A 14,828-nucleotide genomic window follows, 5' to 3' on the forward strand; every position below is an offset into this window, starting at 1 on the left:
TTAACGTGGGTATTAAAGTTTATAAACCAACGACAAATGGCCGTCGTAACATGACTTCTTTGGACTTCGCTGAAATCACAACAAGCACTCCAGAAAAAAGCTTGCTTGTTGCTTTGAAGAGCAAAGCTGGTCGTAACAACAACGGTCGCATCACTGTTCGTCACCAAGGTGGCGGTCACAAACGTTTCTACCGTTTGGTAGACTTCAAACGTAATAAAGATGGCGTTGAAGCAATCGTTAAAACGATCGAGTATGATCCAAACCGTTCAGCAAACATCGCTCTTGTACACTACACAGACGGTGTTAAAGCTTACATCATTGCTCCTAAAGGTCTTGAAGTTGGTCAACGTATCGTTTCAGGTCCAGAAGCAGATATCAAAGTTGGTAACGCACTTCCACTTGCAAACATCCCAGTCGGTACTGTTGTTCACAACATCGAGTTGAAACCAGGTCGCGGTGGTGAGTTGGTTCGTGCTGCTGGTGCATCTGCACAGGTGCTTGGTCAAGAAGGTAAATACGTTCTTGTTCGCCTTCAATCAGGTGAAGTTCGTATGATCCTTGGTACTTGCCGTGCTACTGTTGGTACTGTAGGTAACGAACAACATGGCCTTGTTAACCTTGGTAAAGCAGGTCGTAGCCGTTGGAAAGGTATCCGTCCAACAGTTCGCGGTTCTGTAATGAACCCTAATGATCACCCACACGGTGGTGGTGAAGGTAAAGCACCAGTTGGTCGTAAAGCACCATCTACACCATGGGGTAAACCAGCTCTTGGTTTGAAAACTCGTAACAAGAAAGCTAAATCTGACAAACTTATCGTTCGTCGTCGCAACCAAAAATAATCTATTCTTAGTTGCTTAGCAATCTATATCATCCGCCAACTCGGTAGCCCGCAAAGCGGGCAAGCCGCTGTGGTACATATTTTAAAGGAGAAAACACTAAAATGGGACGTAGTCTTAAAAAAGGACCTTTCGTCGATGAGCATTTGATGAAAAAAGTTGAAGCTCAAGCAAATGACGAAAAGAAAAAAGTAATTAAAACTTGGTCACGTCGTTCAACGATCTTCCCAAGTTTCATCGGCTATACAATCGCAGTTTACGATGGACGTAAACACGTACCTGTATACATTCAAGAAGACATGGTAGGTCACAAACTTGGTGAATTTGCACCAACTCGTACTTACAAAGGTCATGCTGCTGACGACAAGAAAACTCGTCGTAAATAATTTAGGAGGAAAACACAATGGCAGAAATTACTTCAGCTAAAGCAACTGCTCGCACAGTACGTGTTTCACCTCGTAAATCACGTCTTGTCTTGGATAACATCCGTGGCAAAAGCGTAGCAGACGCAATCGCAATCTTGAAATTCACACCAAACAAAGCTGCAGGCATTATCGAGGGAGTTTTGAACTCAGCAATCGCTAACGCTGAAAACAACTTTGGTTTGGAAAAAGCTAACTTGGTAGTCAGCGAAGCATTCGCAAACGAAGGACCAACGTTGAAACGTTTCCGTCCACGTGCGAAAGGTTCTGCTTCACCAATCAACAAACGCACAGCTCACATCACTGTAGTTGTGGCAGAGAAATAAGGAGGTAAAAACGTGGGTCAAAAAGTACATCCAATTGGTATGCGTGTTGGCATCATCCGTGATTGGGATGCTAAATGGTATGCTGAAAAAGAATACGCGGATTACCTTCATGAAGATCTTGCAATCCGCAACTTTATCAAAAAAGAATTGGCTGATGCGTCAACATCAACAATCGAAATCGAACGTGCTGTAAACAAAGTTATCGTTTCTATCCACACTGCTAAACCAGGTATGGTTATCGGTAAAGCTGGTAGCAACGTAGATGCACTTCGTGCTCAATTGAACAAATTGACTGGTAAGCAAGTACACATCAACATCATCGAAATCAAACAACCTGATTTGGATGCACACCTTGTTGGTGAGTCAATCGCTCGTCAATTGGAGCAACGTGTGGCATTCCGCCGTGCTCAAAAACAAGCTATCCAACGTGCAATGCGCGCTGGTGCAAAAGGTATCAAAACACAAGTTTCTGGTCGTTTGAACGGTGCTGATATTGCCCGTGCAGAAGGCTACTCAGAAGGAACTGTTCCTCTTCATACACTTCGTGCGGATATCGACTACGCTTGGGAAGAAGCTCTGACAACTTACGGTAAACTTGGTATCAAAGTATGGATCTACCGTGGTGAAGTTCTTCCAGCTCGTAAAAACACTAAAGGAGGTAAATAACAAATGTTAGTACCTAAACGTGTAAAACACCGTCGTGAATTCCGTGGAAAAATGCGCGGTGAAGCTAAAGGTGGAAAACAAGTAGACTTTGGTCAATACGGTCTTCAAGCAACTACTAGCTCATGGATTACAAACCGCCAAATTGAAGCTGCCCGTATCGCTATGACGCGTTACATGAAACGTGGTGGTAAAGTTTGGATTAAGATCTTCCCACACAAATCATACACTGCTAAAGCTATCGGTGTACGTATGGGTTCTGGTAAAGGTGCTCCTGAAGGTTGGGTAGCTCCAGTTAAACGCGGTAAGGTTATGTTTGAAGTAGCTGGCGTTTCTGAAGAAATCGCACGTGAAGCATTCCGCCTTGCTGGTCACAAATTACCAGTTAAAGTTAAATTCGTAAAACGTGAAGCAGAATAAGGAGAAGACATGAAACTTCAAGAAATTAAAGATTTTGTAAAAGAACTTCGTGGCCTTTCTCAAGAAGAACTTGCTAAGAAAGAAAACGAATTGAAGAAAGAACTCTTCGAACTTCGTTTCCAAGCTGCTGCTGGTCAACTTGAGCAAACTGCTCGTTTGAACGAAGTGAAGAAACAAATTGCACGTATCAAAACTGTGCAATCTGAAACTAAATAATAGATTGGGAAAGGAGAATTTCAATGGAACGCAATAATCGTAAAGTTCTTGTTGGACGCGTAGTATCTGACAAAATGGACAAAACAATCACAGTTGTAGTTGAAACAAAACGTAACCACCCAGTCTATGGTAAACGTATTAACTACTCTAAAAAGTACAAAGCTCATGATGAAAACAATGTTGCTAAAGAAGGCGATATCGTTCGTATCATGGAAACTCGCCCACTTTCAGCTACAAAACGTTTCCGTCTTGTAGAAGTTGTGGAAGAGGCTGTTATCATTTAATCAACCTGAAAGGAGAAAATTGACATGATTCAAACAGAAACTCGTTTGAAAGTTGCTGACAACAGTGGCGCACGTGAAATCTTGACAATCAAAGTTCTTGGTGGTTCAGGACGTAAATTCGCGAACATCGGCGACATCATCGTTGCTTCAGTAAAACAAGCTACTCCTGGTGGTGCGGTTAAAAAAGGTGACGTTGTTAAAGCCGTTATCGTTCGTACTAAGACAGGTGCTCGTCGTGCTGATGGTTCATACATCAAATTCGATGAGAATGCTGCAGTTATCATCCGTGAAGACAAAAACCCTCGCGGAACTCGTATCTTTGGCCCAGTGGCACGCGAATTGCGTGACGGCGGTTTCATGAAAATCGTTTCATTGGCACCAGAAGTACTTTAATTATATAGTTTTAGGAAATTTGTTACAGACTAGGCAGTTTGTTGTAGATTGTACTTGGGTACATCAAAATAAACTAATGAAGTCTGTGACGGATTTAGTAAACTAGAAAACAAACTAAGTCCCCTGGTTAACAAACTAACCAGGGTGCCCATTTGGGCGTAAGAAATCATAGGAGAAATCAAATGTTTGTAAAAAAAGGCGATAAAGTTCGCGTAATCGCTGGTAAAGACAAAGGCGTTGAAGCTCTTGTCGTAACAGCACTTCCAAAAGTAAACAAAGTTATTGTTGAAGGTGTTAACATCGTTAAGAAACACCAAAAACCAAACAGCGAAAACCCTCAAGGCGCTATCGTTGAAAAAGAAGCTCCAATCCATGTGTCAAACGTTCAAGTTCTTGACAAAAATGGTGTTGCAGGACGCGTTGGTTACAAGTTTGTAGACGGCAAAAAAGTTCGCTACAACAAAAAATCAGGCGAAGTGCTTGATTAATCACGAAGGAAAGGAGAAGTATAATGGCAAATCGTTTAAAAGAAAAATATCTTAATGAAGTAGTTCCTGCTTTGACTGAACAATTTAACTATTCTTCAGTTATGGCTGTGCCAAAAGTTGATAAGATCGTTTTGAACATGGGTGTTGGTGACGCTGTTTCTAACGCTAAAAACCTTGAGAAAGCTGCTCAAGAATTGGCTTTGATCTCAGGTCAAAAACCACTTATCACTAAAGCTAAGAAATCAATCGCCGGCTTCCGTCTTCGTGAGGGTGTTGCGATCGGTGCGAAAGTAACTCTTCGTGGCGAACGTATGTATGAGTTCTTGGACAAATTGGTTACAGTTTCACTTCCACGTGTACGTGACTTCCACGGTGTACCAACTAAGTCATTTGACGGACGTGGTAACTACACACTTGGTGTGAAAGAGCAATTGATCTTCCCAGAAATCAACTTCGACGATGTTGATAAAACTCGCGGTATGGATATCGTTATCGTTACAACTGCTAACACTGACGAAGAATCACGTGCACTGCTTACTGGCCTTGGTATGCCGTTTGCAAAATAAGAGGGAGAGAATAAATGGCTAAAAAATCAATGATCGCTAAGAACAAACGCCCAGCTAAGTTCTCTACACAAGCTTACACACGCTGTGAAAAATGTGGACGTCCACATTCAGTTTACCGCAAATTCAAATTGTGCCGTGTATGCTTCCGCGACTTGGCTTACCTTGGACAAATTCCTGGCGTAACAAAAGCTTCTTGGTAAGAATAATTTGCTATTCCGTTGCAATTCGTCGACAGTGCTTCTTGCTGTACGCTAGTACTGCCTACAAAGTGCTTCTTAGACTTGCTTAGAACTAGCAACTTATTCTATTTACACTTATCACTTGTCCGCAAGGACATCATTAACTAGCAAGTGATTTAATCAAACTGCTAGTAAGAGGAGAAACAACAAATGGTTATGACTGACCCAATTGCAGATTTTTTGACACGTATTCGTAACGCTAACCAAGCAAAACACGAAGTGCTTGAAGTTCCTGCATCAAACATCAAAAAAGGTATTGCTACAATCCTTAAAAACGAAGGTTTTGTAAAAAACGTTGAATTCATCGAAGATGACAAACAAGGCATCATCCGCGTATTCTTGAAATACGGACCAAACGGTGAAAAAGTTATCACTAACTTGAAACGCGTTTCAAAACCAGGTCTTCGTGTTTACTCAAAACGTGAAGATATTCCAAAAGTTCTTAACGGACTTGGTATCGCAATCATCTCAACATCAGAAGGTCTTTTGACTGACAAACAAGCTCGTCAAAAGAACGTTGGTGGTGAGGTTATCGCATACGTTTGGTAATCTTTTAGTTTCCAATTTCGTCATGTGCCTGTGTTAGAGTATCTTGACATACTCAAGTATGGTCTGTGTCGCTCTGCCTTGCCACATTTAGAAATTGAAACCTAAAAGCATGATACAAATGCGAGAGGACTGGTTCTTCGTGCGTGTTCAAATCAGATTTACTGATTATTTAGTATCATGTAACCATGCTCATTTAAACACGGGCTATTGTCCGTGTTTAAATGAGCCCCCGTGAAAACTGGTCGCTTGACGGCCTGATAATTTAACAGGAGAATTTAAAAATATGTCACGTATTGGTAATAAAGTAATTACATTGCCTGCTGGTGTTGAGCTTGCTCAAAACAACGGCGTGGTAACTGTAAAAGGACCTAAAGGGGAATTGACTCGTGAATTCCCAACTGCTATTGAAATCCGTGTGGAAGGTACAGAAGTTACTCTTCACCGTCCAAACGATTCAAAAGAAATGAAGACTATTCACGGTACTAGCCGTGCTAACCTCAACAACATGGTTGTTGGTGTTTCGGAAGGCTTCAAAAAAGAACTTGAAATGCGTGGTGTCGGTTACCGTGCTCAATTGGCTGGTAACAAATTGACACTTGCTGTTGGTAAATCACATCCAGATGAAGTGGTTGCACCAGAAGGTATCACATTTGAAGTTCCAACACCAACACAAATCATCGTGTCTGGTATCAACAAAGAAGTTGTTGGTCAAACAGCAGCTTACATCCGTAGCCTTCGTGCTCCTGAGCCATACAAAGGTAAAGGTATCCGCTACGTTGGTGAATTCGTTCGCCGTAAAGAAGGTAAAACCGGTAAATAATAGCTTGCTGAGGTGGCTGAGCCACCTGGCTGACTATTTCTCAAATTGTTTCGCAAGAAACAGAATCATACATTAAGAGGTGAATATTGTGATTTCAAAACCAGATAAAAACAAAATCCGCCAAAAACGCCACCGTCGCGTTCGCGGTAAAATCTCTGGAACTGCTGCTCGCCCACGTTTGAACATTTTCCGTTCTAATACAGGCATCTACGCTCAAGTGATTGATGACGTAGCGGGTGTAACGCTCGCAAGCGCTTCTACTCTTGATAAAGAAGTTTCAAAAGGTACTAAGACAGAACAAGCTGTTGTTGTAGGTAAACTCGTTGCTGAACGCGCGGTAGCTAAAGGTATTTCTGAAGTGGTCTTTGACCGCGGTGGATATCTCTATCACGGACGTGTGAAAGCTTTGGCTGAATCAGCTCGTGAAAACGGATTGAAATTCTAATAGGGAGGACACTAAGAAATGGCATTCAAAGATAACGCAGTTGAAATTGAAGAACGCGTAGTAGCCATCAACCGTGTTACAAAAGTTGTTAAAGGTGGACGTCGTCTTCGTTTTGCAGCTCTTGTGGTTGTTGGTGACCGTAACGGTCGCGTAGGTTTCGGTACTGGTAAAGCTCAAGAAGTACCAGAAGCTATCCGTAAAGCAGTTGAATCTGCTAAGAAAAACATGATTGAAGTACCAATGGTTGGTACAACAATCCCTCACGAAGTTCGCTCAGAATTTGGCGGCGCTCGTGTATTGTTGAAACCTGCTTCAGAAGGTTCAGGGGTTGCTGCGGGTGGTGCAACTCGTGCCGTAATCGAATTGGCAGGTATCGCAGATGTGACTTCTAAGTCACTTGGTTCAAACACACCAATCAACATCGTTCGCGCAACAGTTGAAGGTTTGAAACAATTGAAACGTGCTGAAGAAGTGGCTGCACTTCGTGGCATCTCAGTTTCTGATTTAGCATAAGAAAGGAGATACTCATGGCTCAAATTAAAATCACTTTGACTAAGTCTCCAATCGGTCGCAAACCAGAACAACGTAAAACAGTTGTTGCACTTGGACTTGGTAAATTGAACTCTTCAGTTGTTAAGGAAGATAACCCAGCTATCCTTGGTATGGTTAACGCTATCTCTCACTTGGTAACTGTAGAAGAAGTTAAGTAAAATAACAAATGGCTAAGTCGCATAGAAAATTCTTTGCGACTTCTAGTCAATTTAATAAAATAAGCGAGTTTGTGGACAAAGACTCTTGTATTCCACAGGCGCTAGCATATAAAAGAGGAGAAAATAAGTAATGAAACTTCATGAATTGCAACCTGCTACAGGTTCTCGTAAAGTCCGCAACCGTGTAGGTCGTGGTACATCATCAGGTAACGGTAAAACTTCTGGCCGTGGTCAAAAAGGTCAAAAAGCTCGTAGCGGTGGCGGTGTTCGTCCAGGTTTTGAGGGTGGACAAACTCCATTGTTCCGTCGTCTTCCAAAACGTGGATTTACAAACATCAACGCTAAAGAATACGCAATCGTTAACCTTGATCAATTGAACGCTTTTGAAGATGGTGCTGAAGTAACACCAGTTGTACTTATCGAAGCTGGTATTGTTAAAGCTGAAAAATCAGGTATCAAAATCCTTGGTAACGGCGAATTGACGAAGAAATTGACAGTTAAGGCTGCTAAATTCTCTAAATCAGCTGAAGAAGCAATCACTTCTAAAGGTGGCTCAGTAGAAGTCATCTAAGAGGTGACAGCCTATGTTTTTTAAGCTTTTAAAGGATGCCTTGAAAATAAAATTGGTGCGTAGTAAAATTCTATTTACCATTTTTATCCTTTTGGTTTTCCGAATCGGTACTCATATTACAGTGCCAGGAGTAAATGCAAAAAGTCTTGAAGCCTTGTCAAATGTCCCATTTTTGAACATGTTGAGTCTGGTTTCTGGTAATGCAATGCGAAATTTTTCGGTCTTTGCGCTAGGGGTTAGCCCATATATCACAGCTTCTATCATTGTTCAACTCTTACAAATGGATATCTTACCCAAATTTGTAGAATGGGGAAAACAGGGTGAAGTTGGTCGACGGAAGTTAAATCAAGCGACCCGATACATCTCTTTGGTGTTGGCGTTTGTTCAGTCTATCGGTATCACAGCAGGTTTCAATGCTCTATCAGGCGCAAAATTAACAAATATGCCACTTAACTGGCAAACTTATTTGTTAATTGGTTCCATTTTAACAACTGGTTCAGTTATTGTTACTTGGTTAGGAGAACAAATTTCTGAAAAAGGCTACGGTAATGGGACATCAATGATTATCTTTGCAGGTATCATTTCTTCCCTACCAGGAACTTTTTATGAGATTTACATCGACCGTTTTGTTAATATTGAATCGAGTCGTCTGGGACAATCTGCGATTTTTGTTGCAGCATTGATTGTCTTAATACTTTTTGTAATTTACTTTACAACATTTGTACAACAAGCTGAGTATAAACTACCAATTCAATACACAAAACGTGCTCAAGGTGCGCCTTCTAGTTCTTACTTGCCCCTAAAATTGAATCCAGCAGGAGTTATTCCCGTTATCTTTGCAGGTTCCATTACTGCAGTTCCGACTTCATTGATTCAATATTTTGCAAGTCAGAATAGAAGTGCAGGTTGGTTAATGGCAGTTCAAGAATACTTTGATTATTCAACTGTCAAAGGAATGATTGTTTACGCAAGTTTGATTATCTTGTTTACTTTCTTCTATACATTCGTTCAGGTTAATCCTGAAAAAACTGCAGAAAGTCTACAAAAGAGTGCTGCCTATATCCACGGCGTACGGCCTGGAAATGGGACAGAGCAATTCTTGTCTAAATTACTGAAGCGATTAGCTGCGATTGGCGCACTATTCCTAAGCTTTATCGCCTTGCTACCAATTATTGCACAAAATCTCTTTGGGCTTTCTTCGAATATTGCTTTCTTGGGTACGAGTTTGATCATCTTGATTTCAACAAGTATCGAAGGTATTAAGCAGTTGGAAGGCTACCTTCTAAAGAGAAAATATGTAGGTTTCTTGGAAATTACAGAATAGAATATAGGTTGACCTCGTCAACCTTCTATTTTGTTTTTAGATAAGTTTGTCAATGTTGGCAAATTTATGTGAAAACAAAATAAGGAGTTTGTCATGAATCTTTTAATTATGGGTTTACCAGGTGCTGGTAAGGGGACACAGGCAGCTAAGATTGTAGAGAAATTTAATGTTGCTCATATTTCTACTGGCGATATGTTCCGCGCAGCGATGGCTAATCAGACTGAGATGGGGGTTTTGGCTAAGTCTTATATTGACAAGGGCGATTTAGTACCAGATGAAGTTACTAATGGCATTGTCAAAGAGCGCTTGGTTCAAGATGATATTAAAGAAAAAGGTTTCTTGTTGGACGGTTACCCACGTACTATCGAACAAGCCCATGCACTAGATGCAAACTTGGCGGATTTGGGTATTGAATTGCAAGGAGTAATCAACATTGATATTGATCCATCAAAATTGATTGAGCGTCTAAGTGGCCGCATCATTCATAAGGAAACAGGTGAAACCTTCCACAAGGTATTCAATCCACCAGTTGGGGATTACAAAGAGGAAGATTTCTACCAACGTGAAGATGATAAGCCAGAATCTGTTAAACGCCGTTTAGAAGTAAACATTGCACAAGGTCAACCGATTATCGAACACTATCGTGCCAAAGGATTGGTGCATGATATTGAAGGAGACCAAGACATCGAACTTGTTTTCAAAGCAATTGATACTGTGCTATCAAAATTGCAATAAACTTAATAGATTTGGCTTGCATTTTTCCACCAAAAGTGATAAAATAGCCTAGTCTGACTTATAATTGTTACCTCTGTGTTCAGAGGGCATCAAATCGATATTTAGAGAGGGGTTACTTTTGCATGGCAAAAGAAGATGTGATTGAAATTGAAGGCAAAGTAGTTGATACAATGCCAAATGCTATGTTTACTGTTGAGTTGGAAAATGGACACCAAGTCCTTGCAACTGTTTCTGGTAAAATCCGTAAGAACTACATTCGTATTTTGGTCGGTGACCGCGTAACTGTTGAGCTTAGTCCATACGACTTGACACGTGGACGTATCACATACCGCTTTAAATAGTCGAAATACTTGGAGGGATTAGACATGAAAGTAAGACCATCGGTCAAACCAATTTGCGAATACTGCAAAGTCATTCGTCGTAATGGTCGTGTTATGGTGATTTGCCCAGCAAACCCTAAACACAAGCAACGTCAAGGTTAAGAAATAGAAAGGAGAAAACATGGCTCGTATTGCTGGAGTTGACATTCCAAATGACAAACGTGTAGTTATTTCATTGACTTATGTTTACGGTATCGGTCTCGCAACTTCTAAGAAAATTCTTGCTGCTGCAGGTATTTCAGAAGATGTTCGCGTAAAAGACTTGACACCTGATCAAGAAGACGCTATTCGTCGCGAAGTTGATGCAATCAAAGTTGAAGGTGACCTTCGTCGTGAAGTTAACTTGAACATCAAACGTTTGATGGAAATCGGTTCATACCGTGGTATCCGTCACCGTCGTGGACTTCCTGTCCGTGGACAAAACACTAAAAACAATGCCCGCACTCGTAAAGGTAAAGCTGTTGCGATCGCAGGTAAGAAAAAATAAAATAGGAGGTAGAAAAATTGGCTAAACCAACACGTAAACGTCGTGTGAAAAAGAATATCGAATCTGGTATTGCTCATATTCACGCAACATTTAATAACACTATTGTTATGATTACTGATGTGCATGGTAACGCTCTTGCTTGGTCATCAGCTGGCGCTCTTGGTTTCAAAGGTTCTCGTAAATCTACACCATTTGCTGCTCAAATGGCTGCCGAAGCTGCTGCTAAATCTGCACAAGAACACGGTCTTAAAACAGTTGAAGTTACCGTTAAAGGCCCAGGTTCAGGTCGTGAGTCTGCTATCCGCGCTCTTGCTGCCGCTGGTCTTGAAGTAACAGCAATTCGTGATGTGACTCCTGTACCACACAATGGTGCTCGTCCTCCAAAACGTCGCCGTGTATAATCATACATACCATACACAGCTTTTCGTTTAAGAGGGAGTAAGAAATGATTGAGTTTGAAAAACCAACAATAACAAAAATTGATGAAAAAAAAGATTACGGCAGATTTGTCATCGAACCGCTAGAACGTGGTTATGGAACAACTCTTGGTAACTCTCTTCGTCGTGTACTTCTTGCTTCACTTCCAGGTGCTGCAGTAACATCAATTAAAATTGATGGCGTACTCCACGAATTCGACACAGTTCCAGGTGTCCGTGAAGATGTTATGCAAATTATTCTTAGCATCAAAGGCATTGCTGTAAAATCTTATGTCGAAGACGAAAAGAGGATTGAACTTGATGTAGTAGGTCCAGCTGAAGTAACAGCAGGGGACATTCTTACTGACAGTGACATTGAAATTATAAACCCAGATCATTATCTTTTCACTATTGCTGAAGGCGCAAGCTTTAGAGCTACCTTGACCGTCAATTCAGGTCGTGGTTATGTGCCAGCTGAAGGTAATAAAAAAGATGATGCACCAGTGGGAACACTTGCGGTGGATTCAATCTATACGCCAGTGACAAAAGTCAACTATCAGGTTGAACCAGCTCGCGTTGGTAGCAATGATGGATTTGACAAATTAACACTTGAAATCAATACAAATGGTACAATTATTCCAGAAGATGCTTTAGGTCTTTCAGCTCGTATTTTGATGGAGCACCTTGGTCTATTTACAGATTTGACTGAAGTTGCTAAATCTGCAGAAGTAATGAAGGAAACTGAAGTAACGTCTGACGACCGTATGCTCGATCGTACGATTGAGGAATTGGACCTATCTGTTCGCTCATACAACTGTTTAAAACGTGCAGGCATCAATACTGTATTTGATTTGACAGAAAAAACTGAGCCAGAAATGATGAAAGTGCGCAATCTTGGTCGTAAGAGTCTTGAAGAAGTCAAGGTTAAATTGGCTGACTTAGGTCTGGGATTGAAGAAAGATAAATAATATAGGAGGAAATCATGGCATACCGTAAACTAGGACGCACTAGCTCACAACGTAAAGCAATGTTGCGCGATTTGACAACTGACCTTTTGATCAACGAATCAATCGTTACAACTGAAGCTCGTGCTAAAGAAATCCGTAAAACAGTTGAAAAAATGATCACACTTGGTAAACGTGGTGACTTGCACGCACGTCGTCAAGCTGCTGCATTCGTTCGTAACGAAATCGCATCTGAAAACTATGATGAGGCTACTGACAAGTACACAGCTACTACTGTACTTCAAAAATTGTTCTCAGAAATCGCGCCTCGCTATGCAGAACGCAATGGTGGATATACTCGTATCCTCAAAACTGAACCACGTCGTGGTGATGCTGCCCCAATGGCAATTATCGAACTTGTATAAGATCATCAATTTTGTTGAGTGTTATGATGATGGGATTTGTTTCAAATCTTTAGTCTAGCTCTGGTCTGCCGCTGGGTTCATCCCAGCGGTAACACTCATCATATTGATTGGACGCTTGTTTACGAAATTACTCTAGGTTAGAGTAATTTCGTAAGCAGGCGTTTTAATTTTGCATAAAATTTGATATACTTTAAAGAATGAATGGAGGATAAATGGCTGAAATTACTAACTTCTTTAAAGATTATTATCTTTCGAAAATACAGGATAAACCAGAAATATTTATTGGAATTGAACTTGAATATCCAATAGTGAATAAAAGTGGAGGACCCACCTCTATAAAAGTAGCCAAAGATTTACTCGTACATCTTGCAAAGAATATGGATTTTTACGTAAGAAAGTTGAATGAAACTGGCAATCCTATAGAGATTGTCAATGATGATGGCGATCTTATCCTATTCGAAGTAACCTATAACACGCTAGAATTGGCGTTTGCAAAGGCAAAATGTATTCACGATGTAGCCAAGCGCTTTGAATTATATCTACAAGAAATACAGGGGTTCTTGGCTTTATATGATCATGAATTGCAGGGAGTGGGAATAAATCCTAGTTGGCAGTTAAATGACCACAGACCAGTAACTACAGATCGTTATAAGATGCTTATGGCTTATTTAAGATTGGCTGAAAACTACCCTCATATGCATCCCTATGTGGATTATGCGGGTTTTATTTGCGGCAACCAGGTTCAATTTGATGTATCACGTGAAAACTATCTACGGGTTATAAATGCATTTAATAAGATTGAAGCTGTCAAGGCCTTCCTTTTTGCGAATTCTGAATTTGCTGAGCGTGAAGATTGGACAATAAGTCGAGATTATTTTTGGGAATCCTCTATGCATGGTTTGATAGAGGATAATGTCGGGGTATATCCAGAGGATTTCAGTACAGAAACGGATTACCTTGAGTTTCAGAAAAAAACGGCCATCTTCTATATTGAACGTGATGGAAAATGTTATTACTTCCCTCCTATCACTGCAAAAGATTTTCTAAGAAGGAAAAAAATAACTGCTATGACTACCTCTGGTCAGTCGCACAAAATTGTTCCAACCGCTAACGATTTGAAAACACATCGTTCTTATCATTATCAGGAATTGACCAAAAGAGGCACAATTGAATTCAGAAGTATCTGTACACAACCATTTGATAAGACATTTGCACCGATTGCCTTTCAATTAGGGTTGCTTGTAAATTTAGAAAAATTTGAAAAAATACTAGAAGAAACAGATTTCTTTGACTATTTTGGAAGAGATTACAAGCATCTTCGTAAACAATTCTCAGTAAAACACCTTACGAAAATAGAACGAGAAATCGTAGGGCAATTATCCAGAGAACTAGTGACTTGTGCGACAGAAGGTCTGAAAGCCAGAGGTATGGATGAAGAAAAATACTTATTATCTTTACAGGATAATAACTGATAATCTTTTTAGGTTATCAGTTTTCATTTTATTTCATAAAAAAAATCTACAAAAAGAGTTGACAAGGTCAAATGAAGATGATAGAATGATTAAGTTGTCAAATCTGAAGCGACACAGCACGAAAAAAGAAATTAAAAAAAGTTTCAAAAAAGTGTTGACAATCAGTTGAAGAAATGATAAACTAAGATAGTTGTCGCGAGAGCGGCGAACAAGACCTTTGAAAATTAAAGAAGACGAACCAAACGTGCAGGGTGATTTATCTTATTGATAAATCGTCAATGAACAAAAACAATAAAACGGAAAGCTAGCAATAGCTTGAGTTTGAATCAAAACTTTTTATGAGAGTTTGATCCTGGCTCAGGACGAACGCTGGCGGCGTGCCTAATACATGCAAGTGGAACGCACTTATCTCACCGGAGCTTGCTCCACCGAGATAAGTGAGTCGCGAACGGGTGAGTAACGCGTAGGTAACCTGCCTCATAGCGGGGGATAACTATTGGAAACGATAGCTAATACCGCATAACAGTATTTACTGCATGGTAGATACTTGAAAGGAGCAATTGCTTCACTATGAGATGGACCTGCGTTGTATTAGCTAGTTGGTGGGGTAACGGCTCACCAAGGCATCGATACATAGCCGACCTGAGAGGGTGATCGGCCACACTGGGACTGAGACACGGCCCAGACTCCTACGGGA

General features: G+C 40.7%; 26 protein-coding genes and 1 rRNA gene. All 27 read left to right on the forward strand.

Going from position 1 to position 14,828, the window contains the following annotated elements; all coding sequences use genetic code 11:
* The first annotated feature begins 5 nt into the window (after nucleotides 1-5).
* Nucleotides 6-839, forward strand: coding sequence for a 50S ribosomal protein L2 (gene rplB, locus RFK25_RS06855; RefSeq protein ID WP_002936663.1), 834 nt, complete (start codon nucleotides 6-8; stop codon nucleotides 837-839).
* 101 nt (nucleotides 840-940) lie between these two features.
* Nucleotides 941-1,222 carry a 30S ribosomal protein S19 gene (gene rpsS / locus RFK25_RS06860; protein WP_000533766.1) on the forward strand — a complete coding sequence of 94 codons (282 nt, stop codon included), beginning with the start codon at nucleotides 941-943 and terminating at the stop codon, nucleotides 1,220-1,222.
* Between the two features lie 17 nt (nucleotides 1,223-1,239).
* On the forward strand, nucleotides 1,240-1,584 hold the full coding sequence (rplV, locus tag RFK25_RS06865) for a 50S ribosomal protein L22 (protein WP_002936662.1): 345 nt from the start codon (nucleotides 1,240-1,242) through the stop codon (nucleotides 1,582-1,584).
* Between the two features lie 12 nt (nucleotides 1,585-1,596).
* Nucleotides 1,597-2,250, forward strand: coding sequence for a 30S ribosomal protein S3 (rpsC, locus tag RFK25_RS06870; RefSeq protein ID WP_044689746.1), 654 nt, complete (start codon nucleotides 1,597-1,599; stop codon nucleotides 2,248-2,250).
* 3 nt (nucleotides 2,251-2,253) lie between these two features.
* Nucleotides 2,254-2,667: a 50S ribosomal protein L16 gene (rplP, locus tag RFK25_RS06875; protein ID WP_002936660.1), complete on the forward strand. Its 414-nt coding sequence runs from the start codon at nucleotides 2,254-2,256 to the stop codon at nucleotides 2,665-2,667.
* Nucleotides 2,668-2,676: 9 nt separating this feature from the next.
* A complete protein-coding gene (gene rpmC, locus RFK25_RS06880) occupies nucleotides 2,677-2,883 on the forward strand; it encodes a 50S ribosomal protein L29 (protein ID WP_002936659.1) in 207 nt (68 codons plus the stop codon).
* 23 nt (nucleotides 2,884-2,906) lie between these two features.
* The gene (gene rpsQ / locus RFK25_RS06885) at nucleotides 2,907-3,167 is read left to right on the forward strand and encodes a 30S ribosomal protein S17 (protein WP_000440801.1); all 261 of its coding nucleotides are present in this window, start codon (nucleotides 2,907-2,909) and stop codon (nucleotides 3,165-3,167) included.
* Between the two features lie 24 nt (nucleotides 3,168-3,191).
* Nucleotides 3,192-3,560 carry a 50S ribosomal protein L14 gene (gene rplN / locus RFK25_RS06890; RefSeq protein ID WP_002936658.1) on the forward strand — a complete coding sequence of 123 codons (369 nt, stop codon included), beginning with the start codon at nucleotides 3,192-3,194 and terminating at the stop codon, nucleotides 3,558-3,560.
* A 182-nt stretch (nucleotides 3,561-3,742) separates the two neighbouring features.
* Nucleotides 3,743-4,048, forward strand: coding sequence for a 50S ribosomal protein L24 (rplX, locus tag RFK25_RS06895; protein WP_014637292.1), 306 nt, complete (start codon nucleotides 3,743-3,745; stop codon nucleotides 4,046-4,048).
* A gap of 23 nt (nucleotides 4,049-4,071) precedes the next feature.
* On the forward strand, nucleotides 4,072-4,614 hold the full coding sequence (gene rplE, locus RFK25_RS06900) for a 50S ribosomal protein L5 (RefSeq protein ID WP_002936653.1): 543 nt from the start codon (nucleotides 4,072-4,074) through the stop codon (nucleotides 4,612-4,614).
* Nucleotides 4,615-4,628: 14 nt separating this feature from the next.
* Entirely contained in the window at nucleotides 4,629-4,814 is a 186-nt protein-coding gene (locus RFK25_RS06905) for a type Z 30S ribosomal protein S14 (protein WP_002936651.1), read from the forward strand.
* 189 nt (nucleotides 4,815-5,003) lie between these two features.
* The gene (rpsH, locus tag RFK25_RS06910) at nucleotides 5,004-5,402 is read left to right on the forward strand and encodes a 30S ribosomal protein S8 (RefSeq protein WP_002936647.1); all 399 of its coding nucleotides are present in this window, start codon (nucleotides 5,004-5,006) and stop codon (nucleotides 5,400-5,402) included.
* A 283-nt stretch (nucleotides 5,403-5,685) separates the two neighbouring features.
* Nucleotides 5,686-6,222, forward strand: a complete 537-nt coding sequence (gene rplF / locus RFK25_RS06915) for a 50S ribosomal protein L6 (RefSeq protein WP_172043756.1) — start codon at nucleotides 5,686-5,688, stop codon at nucleotides 6,220-6,222.
* Between the two features lie 88 nt (nucleotides 6,223-6,310).
* Nucleotides 6,311-6,667 (forward strand): 50S ribosomal protein L18, encoded by a 357-nt coding sequence (gene rplR / locus RFK25_RS06920; protein WP_002936641.1) that lies wholly within the window; start codon nucleotides 6,311-6,313, stop codon nucleotides 6,665-6,667.
* Nucleotides 6,668-6,685: 18 nt separating this feature from the next.
* Entirely contained in the window at nucleotides 6,686-7,180 is a 495-nt protein-coding gene (gene rpsE, locus RFK25_RS06925; protein ID WP_002936639.1) for a 30S ribosomal protein S5, read from the forward strand.
* Nucleotides 7,181-7,194: 14 nt separating this feature from the next.
* On the forward strand, nucleotides 7,195-7,377 hold the full coding sequence (gene rpmD, locus RFK25_RS06930; protein WP_002936638.1) for a 50S ribosomal protein L30: 183 nt from the start codon (nucleotides 7,195-7,197) through the stop codon (nucleotides 7,375-7,377).
* A gap of 130 nt (nucleotides 7,378-7,507) precedes the next feature.
* Complete coding sequence (rplO, locus tag RFK25_RS06935) at nucleotides 7,508-7,948, forward strand: 50S ribosomal protein L15 (RefSeq protein ID WP_002936637.1); 441 nt, start codon at nucleotides 7,508-7,510, stop codon at nucleotides 7,946-7,948.
* Between the two features lie 13 nt (nucleotides 7,949-7,961).
* Nucleotides 7,962-9,272 (forward strand): preprotein translocase subunit SecY, encoded by a 1,311-nt coding sequence (gene secY, locus RFK25_RS06940; protein WP_332412530.1) that lies wholly within the window; start codon nucleotides 7,962-7,964, stop codon nucleotides 9,270-9,272.
* A gap of 93 nt (nucleotides 9,273-9,365) precedes the next feature.
* Nucleotides 9,366-10,007 carry an adenylate kinase gene (locus RFK25_RS06945; protein WP_332412531.1) on the forward strand — a complete coding sequence of 214 codons (642 nt, stop codon included), beginning with the start codon at nucleotides 9,366-9,368 and terminating at the stop codon, nucleotides 10,005-10,007.
* Nucleotides 10,008-10,129: 122 nt separating this feature from the next.
* Nucleotides 10,130-10,348: a translation initiation factor IF-1 gene (gene infA, locus RFK25_RS06950; RefSeq protein WP_002936627.1), complete on the forward strand. Its 219-nt coding sequence runs from the start codon at nucleotides 10,130-10,132 to the stop codon at nucleotides 10,346-10,348.
* 24 nt (nucleotides 10,349-10,372) lie between these two features.
* Nucleotides 10,373-10,489 carry a 50S ribosomal protein L36 gene (rpmJ, locus tag RFK25_RS06955; protein ID WP_001808836.1) on the forward strand — a complete coding sequence of 39 codons (117 nt, stop codon included), beginning with the start codon at nucleotides 10,373-10,375 and terminating at the stop codon, nucleotides 10,487-10,489.
* A 19-nt stretch (nucleotides 10,490-10,508) separates the two neighbouring features.
* Nucleotides 10,509-10,874, forward strand: a complete 366-nt coding sequence (gene rpsM, locus RFK25_RS06960) for a 30S ribosomal protein S13 (protein ID WP_099832346.1) — start codon at nucleotides 10,509-10,511, stop codon at nucleotides 10,872-10,874.
* A 17-nt stretch (nucleotides 10,875-10,891) separates the two neighbouring features.
* Nucleotides 10,892-11,275 carry a 30S ribosomal protein S11 gene (rpsK, locus tag RFK25_RS06965; RefSeq protein WP_003080097.1) on the forward strand — a complete coding sequence of 128 codons (384 nt, stop codon included), beginning with the start codon at nucleotides 10,892-10,894 and terminating at the stop codon, nucleotides 11,273-11,275.
* 44 nt (nucleotides 11,276-11,319) lie between these two features.
* Entirely contained in the window at nucleotides 11,320-12,258 is a 939-nt protein-coding gene (locus tag RFK25_RS06970) for a DNA-directed RNA polymerase subunit alpha (protein WP_332412533.1), read from the forward strand.
* A gap of 14 nt (nucleotides 12,259-12,272) precedes the next feature.
* The gene (rplQ, locus tag RFK25_RS06975; protein ID WP_105113652.1) at nucleotides 12,273-12,659 is read left to right on the forward strand and encodes a 50S ribosomal protein L17; all 387 of its coding nucleotides are present in this window, start codon (nucleotides 12,273-12,275) and stop codon (nucleotides 12,657-12,659) included.
* A gap of 212 nt (nucleotides 12,660-12,871) precedes the next feature.
* Nucleotides 12,872-14,131, forward strand: coding sequence for a gamma-glutamylcysteine synthetase (locus tag RFK25_RS06980; RefSeq protein WP_332412534.1), 1,260 nt, complete (start codon nucleotides 12,872-12,874; stop codon nucleotides 14,129-14,131).
* Nucleotides 14,132-14,465: 334 nt separating this feature from the next.
* Nucleotides 14,466-14,828 (forward strand): 16S ribosomal RNA (locus tag RFK25_RS06985); the annotation flags it as partial.

The sequence above is a fragment of the Streptococcus sp. SS-4456 genome (assembly GCF_036680365.1).
GTDB lineage: Bacteria > Bacillota > Bacilli > Lactobacillales > Streptococcaceae > Streptococcus.